This is a genomic window from Chengkuizengella axinellae (assembly GCF_030730905.1).
In the GTDB taxonomy this organism is placed as follows: Bacteria; Bacillota; Bacilli; order Paenibacillales; family KCTC-33759; genus Chengkuizengella; species Chengkuizengella axinellae.
The window spans coordinates 31,612-52,486 of the sequence record NZ_JAVAMP010000006.1; the positions used below are offsets into that span (position 1 = coordinate 31,612).

General features: G+C 34.5%; 15 protein-coding genes. 4 read left to right on the plus strand and 11 right to left on the minus strand.

Translation table 11 applies throughout. The features are described from left to right. Nucleotides 1-59 precede the first annotated feature (59 nt). The 7 genes from sufU to hcp all read right to left on the minus strand — a co-directional run bounded on the left by sufU (nt 60) and on the right by hcp (nt 9,621). Nucleotides 60-485: a Fe-S cluster assembly sulfur transfer protein SufU gene (gene sufU, locus Q5Y73_RS13400; RefSeq protein ID WP_305992419.1), complete on the minus strand. Its 426-nt coding sequence runs from the start codon at nt 483-485 to the stop codon at nt 60-62. Beyond that, nucleotides 472-1,698 carry a cysteine desulfurase gene (locus tag Q5Y73_RS13405; protein WP_305992420.1) on the minus strand — a complete coding sequence of 409 codons (1,227 nt, stop codon included), beginning with the start codon at nt 1,696-1,698 and terminating at the stop codon, nt 472-474. The genes sufU and Q5Y73_RS13405 overlap by 14 nt, the downstream gene beginning before the upstream one ends. Next, on the minus strand, nt 1,695-2,996 hold the full coding sequence (gene sufD / locus Q5Y73_RS13410; protein ID WP_305992421.1) for a Fe-S cluster assembly protein SufD: 1,302 nt from the start codon (nt 2,994-2,996) through the stop codon (nt 1,695-1,697). Before sufD ends, Q5Y73_RS13405 begins: the two co-directional genes overlap by 4 nt. A gap of 16 nt (nt 2,997-3,012) precedes the next feature. Next, nucleotides 3,013-3,846 (minus strand): Fe-S cluster assembly ATPase SufC, encoded by an 834-nt coding sequence (gene sufC / locus Q5Y73_RS13415; protein ID WP_305992422.1) that lies wholly within the window; start codon nt 3,844-3,846, stop codon nt 3,013-3,015. 172 nt (nt 3,847-4,018) lie between these two features. Then, nucleotides 4,019-5,266 carry a 2-oxoglutarate dehydrogenase complex dihydrolipoyllysine-residue succinyltransferase gene (odhB, locus tag Q5Y73_RS13420; RefSeq protein WP_305992423.1) on the minus strand — a complete coding sequence of 416 codons (1,248 nt, stop codon included), beginning with the start codon at nt 5,264-5,266 and terminating at the stop codon, nt 4,019-4,021. Beyond that, complete coding sequence (locus Q5Y73_RS13425; RefSeq protein WP_305992424.1) at nt 5,244-8,108, minus strand: 2-oxoglutarate dehydrogenase E1 component; 2,865 nt, start codon at nt 8,106-8,108, stop codon at nt 5,244-5,246. Before Q5Y73_RS13425 ends, odhB begins: the two co-directional genes overlap by 23 nt. A 223-nt stretch (nt 8,109-8,331) precedes the next feature. Beyond that, nucleotides 8,332-9,621, minus strand: a complete 1,290-nt coding sequence (hcp, locus tag Q5Y73_RS13430; protein WP_305992425.1) for a hydroxylamine reductase — start codon at nt 9,619-9,621, stop codon at nt 8,332-8,334. Between the two features lie 215 nt (nt 9,622-9,836). Here hcp and Q5Y73_RS13435 point away from each other — a divergent pair, with 215 nt between their 5' ends. Then, entirely contained in the window at nt 9,837-10,082 is a 246-nt protein-coding gene (locus Q5Y73_RS13435) for a hypothetical protein (RefSeq protein WP_305992426.1), read from the plus strand. A gap of 100 nt (nt 10,083-10,182) precedes the next feature. On the opposite strand, the gene Q5Y73_RS13440 is transcribed toward Q5Y73_RS13435, so the two are convergent. The 3 genes from Q5Y73_RS13440 to Q5Y73_RS13450 all read right to left on the minus strand — a co-directional run bounded on the left by Q5Y73_RS13440 (nt 10,183) and on the right by Q5Y73_RS13450 (nt 16,516). After that, entirely contained in the window at nt 10,183-13,248 is a 3,066-nt protein-coding gene (locus tag Q5Y73_RS13440; RefSeq protein ID WP_305992427.1) for a collagenase, read from the minus strand. Nucleotides 13,249-14,211: 963 nt separating this feature from the next. Beyond that, nucleotides 14,212-14,514 (minus strand): YunC family protein, encoded by a 303-nt coding sequence (locus Q5Y73_RS13445; protein WP_305992428.1) that lies wholly within the window; start codon nt 14,512-14,514, stop codon nt 14,212-14,214. Between the two features lie 472 nt (nt 14,515-14,986). Next, nucleotides 14,987-16,516: a putative bifunctional diguanylate cyclase/phosphodiesterase gene (locus tag Q5Y73_RS13450; protein ID WP_305992429.1), complete on the minus strand. Its 1,530-nt coding sequence runs from the start codon at nt 16,514-16,516 to the stop codon at nt 14,987-14,989. A 288-nt stretch (nt 16,517-16,804) separates the two neighbouring features. On the opposite strand from Q5Y73_RS13450, the gene Q5Y73_RS13455 reads away from it, so the two are divergent. From Q5Y73_RS13455 to Q5Y73_RS13465, 3 genes are all read left to right on the plus strand, one after another. Further along, complete coding sequence (locus Q5Y73_RS13455) at nt 16,805-17,245, plus strand: hypothetical protein (RefSeq protein ID WP_305992430.1); 441 nt, start codon at nt 16,805-16,807, stop codon at nt 17,243-17,245. A gap of 158 nt (nt 17,246-17,403) precedes the next feature. Continuing rightward, nucleotides 17,404-18,546: a sporulation protein YhbH gene (gene yhbH / locus Q5Y73_RS13460; protein WP_305992431.1), complete on the plus strand. Its 1,143-nt coding sequence runs from the start codon at nt 17,404-17,406 to the stop codon at nt 18,544-18,546. A gap of 4 nt (nt 18,547-18,550) precedes the next feature. Then, nucleotides 18,551-19,933, plus strand: a complete 1,383-nt coding sequence (locus tag Q5Y73_RS13465) for a SpoVR family protein (RefSeq protein WP_305992432.1) — start codon at nt 18,551-18,553, stop codon at nt 19,931-19,933. A gap of 358 nt (nt 19,934-20,291) precedes the next feature. On the opposite strand, the gene Q5Y73_RS13470 is transcribed toward Q5Y73_RS13465, so the two are convergent. Next, a complete protein-coding gene (locus Q5Y73_RS13470) occupies nt 20,292-20,774 on the minus strand; it encodes a hypothetical protein (RefSeq protein ID WP_305992433.1) in 483 nt (160 codons plus the stop codon). Nucleotides 20,775-20,875: the final 101 nt, after the last annotated feature.

Genomic DNA, 20,875 nt, shown 5'->3' on the forward strand with positions numbered 1-20,875 from the left:
TCCTTCAAATTTTTAAATCCTGCAATATCTATGATTAGAGATATTCATCTCATTATTGATTACTTTTCTTGCCCTTCTTCAATACCTTTTCGCATTGCATTCCAAGCGAGTGTAGCACATTTTATACGTGCTGGGAACTTATTTACACCTGATAAAGCTTCAATATCTTCATATTCAAATTCAGGTGTTTCACCCTTCATTAAATTGGAGAAATCATCTGCCATTTTTAAAGCTTCATCAAATTTTTTGCCTTTAATTGCGGCTGTCATCATGGATGCAGAAGCAAGACTGATGGAACAGCCTTCTCCAGTAAATTTAGCATCATTAACAATCCCGTTGCCAATCTCCATTTGTAGAGAAATACGATCCCCACATGTCGGATTGTTTAGGTGAACTGTCACTGATCCATCGTTTAACTCACCGCGATTACGAGGATTTTTATAATGGTCCATGATCACTCTTCTATATAAATCATCCAATTTCATGACCAAAATACTCCTTTGTTTTTACTAAAGCTTCAACCAAACGATCCGCATCTTCTTCAGTATTGTATAAATAAAAGCTTGCTCTTGCAGTAGCAGAAGCATTCAACCATCTCATTAATGGCTGACAGCAATGATGACCTGCTCTTACAGCAACCCCTTCAGAATCTAATACAGTTGCAACATCATGTGGATGCACATCACCTAAATTAAAAGTGATTAATCCTGCTCTGTTTTCCAAAGGTCCATAGATTTCAATATCATCAATTTGCTTCATTTTATCCAATGCATATGCAGTTAATTTCTTTTCATGTACTTCGATTTCATCCAAACCTATTTCTTGCAAGAAATCAATTGCAGCTCCAAGACCTACTGCACCTGCTATAATTGGAGTTCCTCCTTCGAATTTCCAAGGAAGCTCTTTCCATGTTGATTCATATAAATCAACAAAATCAATCATTTCCCCACCAAATTCAATTGGATCCATGTTGTCTAACAATTCTTTTTTCCCATAGAGTGCCCCGATTCCTGTAGGACCACACATTTTATGAGCAGATAAAGCATAAAAGTCACAATCCAAATCTTGGACATCTACTTTTTTATGTGGTGTGCTTTGTGCTCCATCTATAGAGATTTTAGCCCCTTTGCGATGAGCAATTTCTGCAATTTCTTTAATCGGATTCACCACACCTAGTACATTGGATACATAAGTCATTGCGACTACTTTTGTATTTTCTGTGATGGTTGCTTCAGCATCTTCTAAAAGAATAGAGCCATCTGGCTGTAAAGGGATATATTTTAAAGTTGCTCCAGTTGCTTTTGCAGCTTGCTGCCAAGGTATTAAATTGCTGTGATGCTCCATTTGAGTAATTACAATTTCATCCCCAGGTTTACAAACCTGTCTTGCATAGCTCCCAGCAACTAAATTAATGGCTGTTGTTGTTCCTCTTGTAAAAATAATTTCTTGTGTTGATTTTGCATTTATGAATCGTGCAACCTTTTCTCTCGCACCTTCATAAGCATCCGTAGCTCTAGTTCCAAGCGTATGCACACCTCGGTGTACATTAGAGTTATCCATCTCATAATACTTTTGCAAGGTTTCTAAAACCGAGATTGGTTTTTGAGAAGTTGCAGCACTGTCTAAGTATACTAATGGATGCCCATTCACTTCTTGATTTAGAATCGGAAATAACTTTTTAATCTCTAAGGCGTTCATCGTTCTAGTTTTCCTTCAATTAATGCTTGCAGCTGATCTGAAACCTGCTTTATAGGAATTTCAGAGACAACAGGTGCTAAAAATCCATAAATTATTAATCGCTCTGCTGTTTCTTTTGATATCCCACGAGACATTAAGTAGTAGATTTGATTTTGATCAACTTGACCAACACTTGCTGCATGACCCGCTGTTACCTCATCTTCATCAATTAACAACATAGGATTTGCATCACCGCGAGCTGTTGGACTTAACATCAATACTTTTTCTGTTTGCTCACCATTTGCATTTTTTGCACCATGTTCAATTTTAGTCACACCATTTATGATCGCAGTCGCATTATCATTCATAACCGCTCTTGTAATCATGTCACTGTCAGAGTTCTTACCAAAATGAGTGGCATTTGTTGTAATGTTTAATTTTTGTTCATTTAAACCAATGCAAACGATTTTCGCATCTGAAGTAGAACCGTTCCCTTTTAAAACAGTACTTGTATCAGACATGCAATTCCCATCATTCATTTCTCCAATAATCCATTCGATTCTACCGTCATTTTCTACCACTGCTCTTCTATAGCTAAGATCAGTAATGGAATCATTTAAATTGTGAAGGGTTGAAAATTGAACTTTTGCACCAGATTTTACAAAGACTTCAACAATGCTATTATGAACTAGCTCGTTAGAAGATCCTTCAGATGTTACATGATCCACATAAGTAACTGAACTATTCGTGTCAGCAACAATGAGTACATGTGGAGAGAAAATGGATGAATCATCTTCACTTAAAAATAAAACCTGCAAAGGAATTTCTACCTCTACATTTTTAGGCACATATAAAAATACGCCGCCAGACCAAAGTGCAGTGTGGATTGCTGTAAGTTTATTTTCCTCTTTTTTAACAGCTTGCATAAAGTAAGGCTGTACCAGCTCTGGATGCTCCTTCGCTGCTGTTTCCAAATCTGTAAAGATAACTCCTTTTTTAGCTAAATCATCAGATAAAGATTTAAATACAACGTTTGAATTGCGTTGAATTAACAAATTATCTTTTTGATCCTGCAAAGCCTCTTGATAAGCTTCAGGTAAATCTGCAATAGATGTAATTGGTGCTGTTGATTTATATTTTCCGTAGGATTCAATGCTCCAACGGTTTAAATTTGTTTTTTCTAATTTCGGGTACTCCAATTGTCCTGCTAATGTTAAAGCTTCTAAACGAAGATTAGATAACCATTCTGGTTCATTTTTGCTTTGTGAGTTCTCACGAACTTCATTCTGGTCAATTGGAAGAACGATTTGAGTTGTCATACAATATTCCTCCTAATTATTTAAACTCAGGTGCCACTGTATTCATTGGCATTTTGAAATCTTCTTCTTCTTGACCTACTGTTTCATCTTCAATGCCTAATTCTTCTTTTATCCAATCGTAACCTTCATTTTCTAAACGTTCTGCTAATTCAGGTCCACCTGATTTAACAATTTTACCTTGCATCATAACATGTACGAAATCTGGAGTAATATAGTTAAGTAAACGCTGGTAGTGAGTAATGATTAAAAATCCTCTTTCTTCATTACGCATGTTGTTTACACCGTCTGCAACAATTTTTAATGCATCAATATCAAGACCTGAATCGATCTCATCTAGAATCACAATACTAGGATCTAACATTGCCATTTGTAAAATTTCGTTTCTCTTTTTCTCACCGCCAGAGAAACCTTCATTTAAATAACGGTGCATGAATTCAGGATTAATTTCAAGCTCACCCATTTTTCCTTCCATTTTACGAATGAACTTAATTAATGAAATTTCGTCTCCCTCTTCACGTTTAGCATTCATTGCACTACGTAAGAAATCTGCATTCGTAACCCCTGTGATTTCACTTGGGTATTGCATCGCTAAAAATACACCAGCACGAGCGCGCTCATCTACTTCCATTTCAAGCAGATCATCACCGTTTAGAATAGCTTTTCCTTCCGTTACCTCATATTTTGGATGGCCCATGATTGCAGATGCCAATGTACTTTTACCTGTACCGTTTGGTCCCATTATGGCATGAACTTCGCCACCGTTGATTTCAAGATTGATTCCTTTCAAAATTTCTTTGTTTTCGACAGAAGCTTTTAAACCGTCGATGACAAACTTAGGTGAATTACTCATTACTTATGTTCCCTCCAACATCTTTTATTTTTAAAATGAAAACTATTTTATAATAGTTATCAAATGATTCTCAATGATTCTCAATGATTAATTTTATTATAACTTAACCCTACTTTGCAATAAAGTCTTTTTTTATATTTTTTATACATTTTTGTTTAGAAAGTGCTTGGACTTATGCTTCAAGTAGAAGAAATTCTGGATCTTCAATTAATTGTTTCACTTTAACTAAGAAAGAAACTGCTTCTTTTCCATCCACTATACGATGATCATACGAAAGTGCAATATACATCATAGGGCGATTTTCCATTTTCGTTTCATCAATAGATACAGGGCGAAGCTGAATAGAATGCATTCCCAATATGCCAACTTGAGGTCCGTTTAAAATCGGTGTAGACATTAAAGAACCAAAAATACCGCCATTGGTAATTGTAAATGTCCCCCCCTGCAAATCACTAAGACCAAGTTTGTTAGAACGTGCTTTATTAGCTAAATTCAAAATATTCTTCTCAATTTCACTAAAATTTTTACGATCAGCATCACGTACAATTGGAACAACTAATCCATCTGGAGCTGAAACGGCGATACCGATATCATAATATTTTTTTATAAGGATCTCTTCATCTTGAATTTCAGCGTTAAGGTAGGGATATTTCTTTAAGGCAGCTACAACTGCTTTTGTAAAAAAAGACATAAAGCCGAGCTTCACATCATTTTCCTCAAAAAATTGTTCTTTTCTACGTTTACGTAAACTTAACACATTTGTCATGTCTACTTCATTAAAGGTAGTCAGCATTGCCGTAGTTTGTTGTACTTCTACTAAACGGTTTGCGATTGTTTGTCGCCTTCTTGACATCCGAATCCTCTCAACAGGTTTCCCATCTTCTTCTTTGACGTGTAAAGAAGGTGAAGTATGTATTGAGTCAGTAATAGAAGCTTCATCTAACTTTGTCAAGGTAATATGAGTGGAAACATCCTGTGCATTAACAGTTCCCATGGGACTAACACTTGTTACTTCATTTAAATTAATACCCTTTTCACGTGCCATTTTTCTTGCCGCAGGAGAAGCATTGGTTTTTATCTTATCTTGCTCTGCAGACACATTGAAGTGTTCTGCCGATTGAATTTCCTTTTGCTCCCCTTGCATTTGAGTTTGTTTAGAATCAGCTGAAGAATCAACTCCCTCAGCTCCTTCTTCAACAACTGCTACAGCATCACCTACATTTACTGTATCTCCTTCTTTAAATAAAATTTGTTTCAATATGCCACTATGCTCAGAAATAATTTCCACATTTACTTTGTCCGTTTCTAATTCTAAAACCACATCATTGATTTCAACTTTATCCCCTTGTTTCTTCATCCATTTCATTATTGTACCTTCAGTTATCGTTTCTGCTAATTCAGGAATGATAATATTCGCCATCTTCATTACCCCTTTCTACTCGTGTAAATACGGATTGTATAATTCTAGCTTGTTCTTTTTTATGAACATTTGGATCACCTTCTGCAGGACTCGAACGTCTACGTCTTCCAATATAGAATACTTCCACCCCTGTCGGTGCAATCTCGTTTAACCTAGGCTCTGTAAAGTTCCAAGCTCCCATATTTTTAGGCTCTTCTTGTACCCAAATGATTTCCTTTACATTCGAATATTGCTCAACTACATTTTGAATTTCTTGAATCGGAAATGGATAAATCTGTTCTACTCTTATTATATGAAGCCATTCTAACTCGTCTGCCTTTTCTATTGACTTTTCTAATAAATCAATCATGATCTTCCCAGAACCTATCACAATTCTTTCTGCTTTTTCTATTTGAGTTCCAAATTTTTTTTGTTCAATAATGAGATTAAACTGTCCCTCACTTAATTCCTTGCCAGTAGAAGCGACTAATTTGTTGCGCAGCAAACTTTTTGGTGTCATTATGACTAACGGTCTTACTTCTTCTCTTTTCAAAATCGCTGCTTGTCTTCGAAGGATATGAAAATATTGAGCTGCAGATGTCAGATTAGCAACTGTCCAATTATTCTCAGCTGCTAATGTTAAAAAGCGCTCTATTCTGCCACTTGAATGCTCAGGTCCTTGCCCTTCATATCCATGAGGCAACAGAATGACAAGACCAGACTTTTGACCCCATTTGGCTCTACCAGCTGAAATGAACTGGTCAAACATTACTTGCGCTGCATTGGCAAAATCACCATACTGTGCTTCCCAAAGGACTAAAGTTTCAGGTGCAAAAACATTATAACCATACTCAAAACCAAGTACTGCTATTTCAGAAAGTGGACTATTATGTACAGCAAATGACGCATTACCAAGTTGGTGGAAAGGACAGAATGATTTCCCTGTCATGTAGTCATGAAGTACAATATTTCTTTGAGCAAAAGTACCTCTTTCAGAATCTTGACCTGTCATTCTAATAGGAGTTCCATCTGAGATAATAGAAGCAAAAGCTAACGCTTCAGCTAATCCCCAATCCACTTTACCTTGATCATCAAATGCTTCTCTACGTCTGTCTAAGATTTTTTTGAGTTTTCTGAATATATTAAATTGAGAAGGCCACGATAATAATTGTTCGTTCATTTGTTGTAAATGTACAAACGGTACCGCTGTATCCATTTCTGGAAGACCTTTTTCAATGACTTCTGGCAAAACCGCTTCGTTGTTTACCTCTTCATCATTACTAGAAACTTTTTCATATGCTTCTTTCAACCTGTCTAAAACTTTTTCTGCTATATGATCTAGTTCCTCTTTAGAAACTTTCCCTTCTGCTTGAAGGTTTTTTTGATATAATTCTTTCACTGTTGGATGATTGTGGATGATATTATACATAAGTGGATTCGTAGTCATAGGTTCATCCATTTCGTTATGACCAAAACGTCGATACCCAATGAGATCAATTAATATATCTTTATGGAATTTTGCTCGATATTCACAAGCTAGCTTAGCTGCTGCAAAACATGCTTCTGGATCATCAGCATTTACATGAAGAATAGGAATTTCATATCCCTTGGCTAGATCACTAGAATATTTTGTAGAACGTGAATCATAAGCTTCCGTTGTAAAACCAATGGCATTGTTAGCAATAATATGAATGGTTCCACCTGTATGGTACCCTTCTAATTGACTTAAATTCAACGTTTCTGCAACCACACCTTGACCTGGAAATGCTGCATCTCCATGGATTAGAATGGCTAATGCAGAATTGAAATCACTCTTGGGAGATCCTACTAATTTTCTTTTATCCTGTGCTGCACGAGTAAATCCCTCCACAACTGCACCAACAAACTCCAAGTGGCTAGGATTATTGGCTAATGTCAATCTAACCTGTCTCGTATTTTCATCGTTAATTTTACGGTATAAACCAAGATGATATTTCACATCACCCATCCATCCATAATTAATCCCGATAGACCCTTCAGATGGAACAAACTCTCTATTTGGGGAATGTTGAAATTCTGCAAAAATCATCTCATATGGTTTACCTAACACATGTGCAAGAACATTCAATCTACCTCTATGTGCCATGCCAATATTAATCGTCTCTGCACCATTCTGTACAGAACCTGAAATCATTTCATCCAATAAAATAATCATCGAATCTAAGCCTTCAACTGAGAATCGTTTCTGACCCACAAATATTTTATGCAGAAAATGTTCAAAGCCTTCAACCTCTGCCAACCTTCTAAATATATCTATTTTCGTTTCATCACTTAAATGTTGTTGTAGACCCCCACTTTCAACCTTTTGCAGCAGCCAATTCCTCTCATCTAAATCTTGAACATGATGAAACTCAAACGCGATGGTACCTGTATAAACTTTCTTTATGTGTTGGATGGCTTCATATGCATTCATTATCCATGTTGGTGCATTTGGTAAAATCAATGAGGCAGGTATTTTTTCTAATATTTGTTTAGATAAGCCATAGTAGTTTATATCCAATAGTTGCTCGTCAGCCTCAGGGTCATAAAGCGGATAAATGTCAGCAGCCAAATGTCCATAAGAGCGTATGTTATAAAGGAAACGAATTGCTGATAAAACATGCTGAAGCTCATGATCAGATTCAAGTTGCTTTGGTGCTGATTTAGTATAAGCTTCTTTTTCTCTAACTTTAGGAGCTCCCCACCTATCAAAATATGCTCGTGTATCTGGATCAATCTTATCTGGATCAACTAAATACTGATCATATAAATCCATAACATAACCTAAGTTTGGACCAGACAACCCATGCCATGGTGTTTTATTATTTATGAATGGCCTTTTCATGCATTATACCTCCAAAATATAAATGTTAGTTAACAGCAACTATATAATCCATATCTTACCATGTTTTTACACAAGAACAAATGATTCTGTTTTTTCATGTTTCCATTTTTTGAATTGTACTATTCTTTATTTCTTTGATTGATAAATTATTAATAACAAATAAAAAAAACTCCCATTATTTAATGAGAGTTTCAGTATATTTTATAGGTAAGCCTTTATTTCTTTAATTCATCAACATCATTTTCATATCTTCCTGAGCATCACCAGTAAGTTTTAAATTAAATGTATTTTGCAGCACATTCATAACCCCTTCTGAAATAAATTCAGGAGGTTTAGGACCAATTCGAACATCTTGAATACCTAAACTAAACAACCCTAATAATATAGCGACTGCTTTTTGCTCGAACCAAGATAAAACGATACTTACAGGTAGATCATTTACTTCACAGTCGAAGGCATCCGCAAGAGCCAACGCTATTTTCACAGTTGAAACCGAATTATTGCATTGTCCCAAGTCTAAGTATCTTGGTATGTCTGTTCCAGGCACTGTTCCATAATCAACATCGTTAAAGCGAAACTTTCCACATGAAGTTGTTAAAATCACTGTATCACTTGGCAAGGATAAAGCCAGCTCTCGATAATATTCTCCACCTGTTCCAGGTGCGTCACATCCTGCAATAACAAAAAATCGACTGATTTTTCCTGCTTTTACTGCTTCAATGACTTCTGGCGCAAGACCAATTACAGTTTCATGATGAAAACCTGTTGTTAGTTTTTCATCTGATTGTATGTTTGCTTCTGGTAAAGATAGTGCTTTTTCGATAAGTGGTGTAAAATCATCGTTTTCTATTTTGACTACACCTTCTAATCCTGCTATATCATAAGAGAAAAATCGATCTGCGTAAGAACCCTTAATAGGCATTACACAATTAGTAGTTGCTAGAATGGCTCCGGGAAACTTTTCAAACAATCGTCGTTGATCAAACCAAGCCTTTCCTATGTTACCTTTTAAATGACCATATTTTTTCAAATGAGGATATCCATGTGCAGGAAGCATCTCTGAGTGAGTATATATATTTATTCCTTTACCCTCTGTTTGTTTTAATAATTGTTCTAATGCAAGTAAATTATGTCCCGTAACAACGATACATTTACCTTCAATTTTATTTTGAGTAACGGTTGCTGGCTCCGGTATTCCAAGCCGATCCGTATGTGCTTGATCTAACAATTCCATCACTCTAATGGCTGCTTTACCTACCTTCATTGCCATATCAATATGTTCTTGTGTATTAAAATTTGAATTTGTCAAAGTCATATATAAAGCTTCATGTGTTGTTTCATCTACAAAAGAATCAGTATACCCCAGTTGGTTTGCATGTGTCCGGTATGCAGCAATTCCTTTTAAAGCAAATACAATCGTATCTTGTAAACTAGCAATCGTTTCGTCCTTCCCGCATACGCCAATCACATTACATCCACCTGATGGTGTTTGTTCACATTGATGACAGAACATATTACATCTCCCCAATCCTATATTCTGTTAACAATGTACTAGAATTTCTAAGCTATGTATGTGACAAAAATCACAATCAATAAACAAAAAATGGATTTTTTATGTAACATTTGTTTGCAATGCATCGAAACTTCTATTCAATACTAAACGTCTAATATAAAGAAAATTTAACTTTCATTGTTTTAATTGACTTTAAAGGAGATTTGCCTATTGAGATGGTGGCATTCAATAGTCTTACAGATGAAGAAAAAATGTTAATTCCAGTATCTCCAAAAGATTCAACCGTAGAGAAAATAAATATTGCTAATAAAAACAAATCTCTAATTCATATAGACTATGACAAACAACAAGTTTATTCTGTTACATTTAATAATAATGAGATCGATTCTTCAGGAAATCTTACTATATTTTTTGGTTTAGATAGACAAACAGTAGTTGGAAAAGGATTTACTAGCAAATAAATAGTTCTCTATTATCTCCCGCTGAAAGTTATAATAATGAGGGAAAAAGCAGGAGAATCGGTCCCCTGCTTTTTTTGTATTAAAGGTGCAATTCCCCTAATTATTGTACAACGATTTCGTAATCAATTGTTAACGTATCCCAAGTATATACAGAGATTTCATACTCAGTTCCTGGTACAAGATTCATCGTTTTTGAATGAATATTTCCTTCCTGAGAGGCCCAATCTATTCTATCGCCTGTTACTGCATCATATAAAACCCATGTAATCGCATCATTTGCACTCGAAGCTGTTAGAGTTATCGTAGTTACACCATCTCCTTCAGCTGTAAAATAGTACGCAACACCTGTGTTTTGGCTGTCAAAAGTACCTGATTCATTCAATATGCCTGTTCCAGTACCACCACCAGTGTCAGTTCCTCCTCCAGTATCTCCACCACTTGTATCCGTTCCACCATCACCAGATACAACTAATTCGTAGTTAATGGATAAATCTTCCCAAGTGTATACAGAAACCTCATAATTTTTTCCAGGGGTAAGATTCATAATTCGCTCGTGAATATTACCATCTTGAGAAGCCCAATCCACTAATTCACCAGTAGCTACATCAAACAATTTCCATGTGATGGCATCATTTACACTTGAAGCTGTCACTGTGATCGTAGTTGTTCCGCTTCCAGCAGCTGTAAAAGTATATCGATCTCCACTGTTCGTACTGCTTAATGTGCCAGATTCCTGAAGAATAGTTCCTGTGCCAGATCCTGTGTCTCCCCCATCAGTATCTGTTACTGTAATTGTTGCAACAGAAATATCGGTTGCACCTTGATCGTCCGTAACTGTTAACTCCACTCTATATGTCCCTGCATTTGTGTAAAAGTGGGATGGGTTGGCACTAACACTTCCATTACCATCTCCAAAATCCCAATCATAATCATATATTGTGCCATCAGGATCATAGGAATTATCACTTGAAAAATTGATCGTCTCATTCACCATCGCACTGATAGGTCCCGTAATCGAAGCCACTGGATCACTATTCACAAAACCATCTGGATATATTCCATGAAAAACTACATCATAAACAAATCGATTCCCGTCCAGACGATGATTCGTAAAATAGGCTGTCACCGTTTTATAACCTGACCATCCTGCTGATTCTAATTTGATTAATGCATTATTAATCAGATCATCCATCTCTGCCCTGTCTAATAACTCTCCTCTGCTAGAGACACTGCTTGTATATTCCCCTTTAACTTCAAATGTCTCAAATAAGTCTGAGGTTTGCGTACTTGTTGAAACAAAATCCAAACTCATTTCATTCGTAATATCATTTTCTATCGTTTGTAATGATCTGCTGGAGTGCACAGCTAAATAATCATCTGAAGCTAATACACGTCCTAGATCTTCATAGATTAATACATTTAAATACGCTTGATAATCATCTTCTAAGTTTTGATCAGTGGCCAAATTAGCTATCATAGCATCATATACATTTAAATTAATATTCGTATTATCTTGAATCTCATCCACGATTTCTTCCATCAAGTCCCAACGATCTGTATGATATAAAAAGTCATATACTGCATATCCATAATCATAAACCTCATTAATATATGCATTTTCGTAAACGACTTCTTCTATCGTATATCTTTTAGAAGAATAGGTATCTATACTATCTACCATCGTTGATCTAGATATGATTCCTGTTCTACTTCCACCCGCTAAGAACTCCGCTCCCCCTTCTTCCAGCCAAATGTTTCTACTATTTTCAAAAATATTTTCTCGTCCCCATTCACCGTAGAAAATATATCTACTTTGCAAGTAGTGAGCATACTCATGACGGAATAATTCTTCTAATTCTGGAGTGTTACGATCCGCTACTCTATCCCATGTAAACAAAGTGGCTTTCCAATCTACGAAAACCCCCGTACCAGAAGAATCTACTGAATCTAATACACCTGCTATATATTTATATTCATCCCGATTATTATAAATTTTAGCAGTCACACTATCATTTGTATCATTTAATACAGGTGTATCTCCATACAGTCTGAAAAATTGGGACTGCACTTCCCTTGCTGCCCAATACATTCTCTGTACTTTTTCTTCTGTGACATCGTCCCCTACTTTAAACACTATAGCCCCATCATCAAATGAATATTCATTCCCATAATAACGATTTTCATAGTCTCTTATGACTTGATCATTACTATAATTTCTATCAAGATAATCCAACTCTTTAGCAATTAATAAATGCGTTGGATTAAATCCTTTCAATTCGTATATATTCAAAGCATTATGAAGAGTATTGATATCATAATTCGGTGTACTATGGTATTGCCCTACATCACTTAGAAATGTAACTGCGTTGTATAAGATCCATCTGTCACTATCATTTTCAAAATCATCTCGATCTAATATAGACTTTACTTCTTCAATGAGGGGATCTATTTGTCCATTCCACTCCACATCATTAGCTGAATTATAATTGTTTTGATCATAAACATAACGCGTACTATATTTAACAGCACCAATCATATTGAAAATGACATCTGTTTTATCAAGATCATTTATCCACCAATCGATATTTTCATTGAAACTTTCAAAGATTGGCAGTGTTGCATTTAGAACCGTAGAATTTGCATCTGTATGATTAAGAAAATAGGATACTTGCAGAGCCAACTCATCAATTACAGGTTGATCCTCACCAAAGCTAGGGTTATTCATTACAGCAACAATCGCTGAATTCATTTCTTCTCTAAATGATAGATCTCCTAGATAATTCAAAGAAGAGGCATCGTCATGCTTATAGAAACCCATGTTCAACACTTCAATCAAAGTAGTTAAATTCTGAGTATCATTAGAAGTATAAGTTGCACCTCTTTCAACAATTTCATCTCTTATAGCTAACAAACGGTTTCTATCACTATAAAACACCTCTGCTCCAGATGTATAACCATCGTAAAAATAATCAATACTGCTTGGATATATCGTATCCAATACATCTATTAATTCTGAATAACTTAATTCAGATAATTCTTCAAAACTATAAAGTCCAGATATAGAAACTTCTTTTTTAGCTTCAGCAGCTACAGTGCTGAAACCAGAAGATAATACAGTCACTAAAATAAGAGTTAAGATAAATGAAAATGTATATTTAAGTTTCATTAGAAAGAATCCTCCCATTCACTTTTCTGCTTTTTAATATTAATTAAGTAAAAATTCATTTGAACAATAGCAAAGTATAGCGGCAGTAATTTTAGTATTGAATAATAGAGTTTATTAACAACTTCATAAGATCAACTTATTTTTACGAGAAACGTCTCCCACTCTAAGTTCTGATTTTGTTTTTTGATTATGTATACTTATAAATGATAGCGCTTTCAACCTTTTTAGTTTCTAAATGGTTTTTCAGGGAATAAAACCTTACTTCCTTTGACTTGAGAATTGTGCATTAATTAATATTAAAAAAAATGGTTCAAATAATAGATTAAACTATTTAATAATGTGAGTGTGAAAATTAGAGTAAGATGAAGGAAATAGTAAAATAAAAAGGATAGAGAACTCGTTATTACTAGGATGTATTTTAATTCATATAGGTTAAAATTGTTAAGAGGATATAAACAACAATTAGTATTACATATATAACATAATCAAAATTCAGGACAAAACTAAGATCTATAGCCACCTCCCTTATTTTTTATTTATGTCTAAACATCTAATGGTATGACCTTATTATAAAGTTAGTTTTATGTTATGTAAATAGTATTTTATACTTTTTTATGAATGAATATAAGTTTTTATTACTTTGAATGATAATATAACTATCTATATATGTCATAATTACTAACATTATGTAATTTTGGTTTTGACTATAAACACCGGTGCTATCTATCTCAGCAAAAATATAAACTCATCAGGAAGATTTACTTAAAAATAGTTTGATCTTGATAGAATGAATTTTTAATAAAACAAATCAATTTGATTAAACAAGCGGGTGAATATAACAAAAAGTATGTAATTCCATTCTTTTTGAGAAAATTGATCCAAATTTTACAGCGAAAAACTCCCACTTAAAAAAGTTTAACTTTCTAAAGTGAGAGTTGATGTTTATAATCTATACCCAAATTATTACATCATTTTACGAATAGCTTCACGACCTGATGTTCCTGCATAAATTCCAAGTTTCTCTGCCGCATAAGTTACAGACTCCATTGGTGCGTCCAATAACTCCTCTATAGTTCGAACCCCTGTTGCCCTACCTGCTATTATGTTCCTATCTTTTAACTTCTCATTTAACAATGCAACGTCCAATGCGCCACACATAATATACCCTTTATCAGTTGTAACCACTAATAATGTTGTTTTCGGCAGTTTTACTTCTATGGCAGTTGCAACCAGATCATCAATATGAATCGGTTCCACTCGAAACATTAGCATGCAACTCCTTACACTTTCTTGATGCTAATATATGTGCAAACCGATAAGACAGTGCGAGGATAAACACCTATATGTACCCCAAAAAGTGAAGAGAACTCCACGAGGTGATGTCAGAGTACTTTTCGGGGACCCCACACTTCTAAACCCACAAAAGTGAAGAGAATGTGCTGTTGTGAATTCTCAGTTCATGGATGGTCTAGTGTTGGAATTGCTGGATCAAGGATGATCTGGTGTCGGAGTTTCCATAGGAAGTGGAAGTTTACAATCGACCTATTACTTTTGCGGGTCCCAGTTAAAACATTGACAAATTACGTGAAGAGTAAGAGTAGTTCTTTAAGTCCCAGTTCAACGTATAGATATGGTTTTTGCACCCAAAAACACCCCAAAAGTTAGATTTTTACTCTAACTTTTGGGGTGCAGTACCTTATAAGGAGTTTTTTTTTGATTATAAAAATACACTTTGATTTTATCCAAAATTATTTTTCAACAACTTTTCGTGTAATTGCTGTGCTGTAACTGGCGGACTAAAGAAAAATCCCTGTACTACCTTGCAATGTTTATTGTTTAAATAAGATAATTGTTCTGCAGACTCAACACCCTCAGCTATTACTTGTAGGTTCAAATGATGTGCCATCGAAATGATAGTTGATACAATTGCTGCATCATTTGAATCCTTCTTAATAATATCCCTTACAAATGTACGGTCAATTTTAAGTTTATGTATCGGGAAGCTTTTGAGATAATTAAGAGAACTATATCCTGTTCCAAAATCATCAATACTGATTTGAACACCTAATTCTTTTAATTTTTGCAAGGTTATAATCGCTCTATCTATATCTATCGTCATACTTTCTGTAATTTCAATATCTAAATACTTAGGTTCTAAATCTACTTCCTTTAATACTTGAGCTACCATCTCAACAATATCTGGCTGTAGGAAATGTCTAGTTGATAGATTCACTGAAATTGGAATTTTGGGTAAACCTGCGTTTTGCCATACTTTGTTTTGTTCACAAGCTTTTCTAATCACCCAATTTTCGATATCTATGATCATTCCGCTCTCTTCTGCAATAGGAATAAAGTGATTAGGCGGTGTTAGCCCTTTGATCGGATCATTCCAACGAATCAACGCTTCAACCCCTACAATTTCTCTGGTATCTGTATTGATTTGTGGTTGATAGTATAATACAAACTCTTCATTTTCAATGGCTCGTCTTATATCACTTTCCAAATTAAATCTTTCCAAAGATGTATTGCACATTAAGGAGGTATAGATTTGAAAAGTATTCTTCCCTTTTTCCTTCACATTATATAACGCAATGTCTGCTTGTTTTATTAACAAATCAGCATTAGCATTGTCGTCATAAATAGAAATACCTGCACACGCAGAAATATGAATTTTATGATTCTGAATGTTGTATACTTCCTCCATTGCCTCAATTAAGCTAAACGCTTTTGCTTCGATCTCTTCTGTTGTAGTTAAACCAATGAGATAAATAGAAAACTTATCCCCTTCAATACGTGCGACAAAATCATTTTCAGTAACAGAACGATTTAATCTTTCTGCAATCTGCATTAATAGAATATTCCCAAAATCATGTCCCAAAGAATCATTCACTAGTTTAAATCGATCAATATCAATCGTCATTACTGCTAGATTGGTATTTTTTACTTTAATATGAGGAATCACCTCATCTAAATGCTTTTGAAATAATCTACGATTTGGAAGTCCTGTTAAATCATCATAATATAAAAGCTGTTTAATATTATCCTCTGTTTTTTTCCGTTCTGACTTAATGACTAATTCCAGCATATGATTTATTTTTTTAGTATCCCTTATATAAAAAGACAGCAATACAAGTAATGTAATCATCGAAAACGAAAACAGTACCCAAAATCCACCATCCATAAATGTCCAGATATTCACGAGTACTATATATATAAGAATAGTAAGAAATCTCTGTGTTTTTATACCTGATTCAAGTTCTTTTTTCATGATTACACTTGACACTCCTCTACTATTGATTAATTTAATAACGAATCAATTTTTACAGGTCTGCTTATTATTATATTCTTCAAAATTCTACAAATTCCTGCTAAATAAATACCATATATTACCTTGAAAACGACACCACAAATATAATAATATCGAATTAAAACGAATATTTCCAGTTATTAGATGGAAGAATTTCATATAAACTACATTATTTTTGATGTTGATTTTTCTACCATTAGATGGTATTTATTAAATATTAAAAATCTTTAATATTTTGAGAGGTGAAATATGAATTCTGAAAACAATCTTAATGAATACTCGGTTTCTGAAAACCCTAACACAGTTCTAAAACATTCAGGTCTTGGAATAGCTTCTTTTGTTATCGGGATCACCAGTATCATATTAGCTGTAGTTATGATTATATTACTGTCCGTATCCGTAGCTGATTTATTTATGGAAGGTTCACCTGAACCAACAGAAGAAGAAATTATGGAGTTCGCATCCAGTCAATCTCTATTTTTAGTCTCGGGTATCGTTCTGGTCATTCTATTCTTTAGTCAGGTTATTGGTGGAATCATCGGGATCATCTCTTTATTTCAAAAAAATCGGAAAAAGCTATTCCCTATCCTTGGCACTATATTTAATTTACTCCCCTTGTTAGCAGCAATTGGATTTATAGTATTTTCATTTGCTGTAGGTATAAGTGCTGGAGCAACCAGTTTTTCTTGATCAGCCTATTTTTAAACTTGTATTTTCCAATATAACCGCAGTACTCCAAATAAAACTCTTTCCTATAACCGTGGAAAGAGTTTGTTTTTTTACATTCTTGTTCACATAACACCATGTATGTTGAATATATTGTTATAAAAAGGAAGGAGGGGTCGACGTTGAGTTCATCGTTTATCGTTTCCAGAGAAGATTGGTCACTGCATCGCAAAGGGTATCAGGATCAAACTAGGCACCAGGAAAAAGTAAAAGAAGCTATTAAACAAAATTTACCTGATCTTATTACAGATGAAAGCATTATTTTATCGAATGGCAAAAAAATAATAAAAGTACCAATCCGCAGCTTAGATGAGTATAAATTCCGTTTTAACTACAACAAAAATAAACATGTTGGTCAAGGAGATGGAGAAAGCAAAGTAGGAGATGTCTTAGGTCAGGAGCCAGCTCCATCCGGTGCTGGTAAAGGAGAAGGCGCTGGCGATCAGCCAGGAGAAGATTATTTTGAAGTTGAGATTGATATGGAAGAATTAGAAACGATGCTCTTTAGTCAACTTGAATTACCTTATTTAAAACCAAAAGAAAAAGACTTGTTAAAAGTTACTGATATTGAATTCAATGATATTCGCAAAAAAGGCATTATGTCGAATATAGATAAAAAAAGAACCATTTTACAAAATTTAAAACGAAATGCAGCTACAGGACAGCCTGGTATTCATGGTATTTCCCCTGATGATCTACGATTTAAAACATGGGATGATATCACGAAACCGCAGTCCAATGCTTTAATCTTAGCCATCATGGATACTTCTGGATCTATGGGAAGCTTTGAAAAATATATCGCACGCAGTTTCTTCTTTTGGATGACTCGTTTTTTAAGAAAAAAGTATGAACATGTTGAAATCATCTTTATTGCACATCATACAGAAGCAAAAGAAGTCACTGAAGAAGAGTTTTTTACAAAAGGCGAAAGCGGAGGTACCATCTGCTCTTCAGCATATAAAAAAGCTTTAGAGATCATTGAATCTCGGTATTCTCCAGAAAATTACAACATTTATCCTATTCATTTTTCTGACGGAGACAATTTAACTTCAGATAACGAAAGATGCACTAAATTAATAAATCAGTTATTAGAAAATTGCAACATGTTTGGTTATGGTGAAGTGAATCAATACAATCGGAGCAGCACATTAATGTCAGCTTATCGCAACATACAGCATCCTACTTTCCGCCACTGTATTATCCGTGAAAAAGGCGAAGTATATAAAGCATTAAAGAACTTCTTTTCTAAACCAGAAGTGGGGTGAAAATATGAATGTTGAAGAAATGAACCAACTTGAAAATGCAATTGAGGAAATCGTCGAAATCGCCAAAAAATTTCAGCTTGATTTTTATCCTATGAGGTATGAAATTTGCCCAGCAGATATCATTTATACTTTCGGAGCTTACGGTATGCCAACGAGATTTTCGCACTGGAGCTTTGGAAAAACTTTTCACAAAATGAAAACGCAATATGATTTAGGATTAAGTAAAATCTATGAATTAGTCATTAACTCCAATCCTTGTTACGCATTTTTATTAGATGGAAATTCACTTATTCAAAATAAATTAATTGTGGCTCACGTCCTTGCGCATTGTGACTTTTTTAAAAACAATGCACACTTTTCAAATACAAACCGAGATATGATTAACAGCATGTCCTCTACCTCTGAAAGAATACACAATTATGAATATGAGCACGGGACAGAAAATGTAGAGAAATTTATAGATGCAGTTTTAGCAATTCAAGAGCATGTAGATCCAAGCCTTTTTAGAAAATATAATCATCATCAAAAAAATGAACCTGCGAATATAGAAAAACAGAGTAAGGGAAAAACAGGATTCGAGGATTTATGGGATCTAGAACAAAATCAACCATCAGAGGAATCAAAAAAAACAAAAACACCTGAAAAAACAGAAAAAAAATTCCCGACTAAACCAGAAAAAGATATCATGTGGTTCATTGAAGAACACTCTCCGATATTAGAAGATTGGCAGCGCGATATTCTGTCTATGCTGCGTGAGGAGATGTTGTACTTTTGGCCGCAGATCCAGACTAAAATCATGAATGAGGGGTGGGCATCCTACTGGCACGTACGCATCCTAAGAGAAATGGATCTAACCTCTGCAGAAACCATTGAATTTGCCAAATTGAATTCCTCAGTGGTTCAGCCATCACAACACACCTTGAACCCGTATTATTTAGGGCTTAAAATATTTGAAGACATTGAAAAACGATTTGATAGAGAAAAAATATTTGAGGTTCGTGAGATTGATTCTGACACTTCTTTTATTCGCAACTATTTAACAAAGGATTTAGTTGAGGATTTAGACCTTTATATTTTTGAAAAACAAGGTCGTGAGTGGAAAATCACAGATAAAACGTGGGAAAATATACGTGATCAACTGGTATCCTCTCGAACAAATGGTGGTTTCCCTTATCTGGTTGTTAAGGATGGCAATTACAAAAATAATGGTGAATTGTATATCAAACATGAATATGAAGGACTTGAACTGGATTTAAAATATACTGAACGTACACTTCCTTATTTACAACAACTTTGGGGAAAAAATGTCCATTTAGAAACTAAAATTGAAGATAAACCTGTTGTGTTTTCTTTTAAAGATCAGAAGATGCAGAGAAGGTTTTTGTAACAGAGATGCTCCTTTCGGGGCATCTCTGTTTTTTATATTTTTATTTAAATAAACTTAAAAGGTGTTAAGTATATAAAGGCTGTTCAAGGTTTCATTCAAATCTAAAAATGATTTAGACTTTGTTTCAAAGTGAAATTTTTATATATTAATTATAAAGATTCCTTCTTGTAGCTTCGCAATCACATAATCCAACTTAAGTGGATACTAAAAGAATTATTAACCAAAAAGTTAACGAAAACAACTTAATGTTTTGAATTGACTATATTGTAAATTCTGCACTGGGCAGCCTCAAATCTCGTCCCTGATTTTTTCCAAACTATTAAGATTTGAGTAAAGATGTAAAACAAAGTTTTTTTAATCAAAAATTTTCTAATACTTCTTTTTGTTTCATGGCAATGTTTTTAAATGGTTCAAATGATTCTTCTATCATTTTCATGAAATTAGGGTTGAATTCAAGATCTTTATTCCCCTCTAGCTTATTAAGAATCTCATAAAATTCTTCACACGCTTTTGTAGCCCCCTCACCTCCATCTGCCTCTTCTCCAGACATCTGCAGTAATTCATTAATTGAAATGTCTTTTGACATATATTTAAGATAGTAATAACCAATTACTGCATCACTAAAAGGAGGTTCATTTTCCATGGAACTTTTTTCGATAATCATTAAATCACTTAAAGCTTTACTTAAATCATCAATATTTCTTGATAAGGAAACATTGATCAACCATAATTTTGGTTTTTGTTCCCGTAAAATACGTTCATCCGCCCACTTTTGCCATTCAGATTTATTATATAAACCGCTAAATGCAATCGCAAATAAGTAATGTGCTATAGGAATCATATTTACCTCCTCGGCGTATTTGGATGTAATCCAGGTGTACCAGGTCCATGCTGTGTTGGATTATACCATGGATTTGCATGGTGGTGTGGATTCGTATGAGT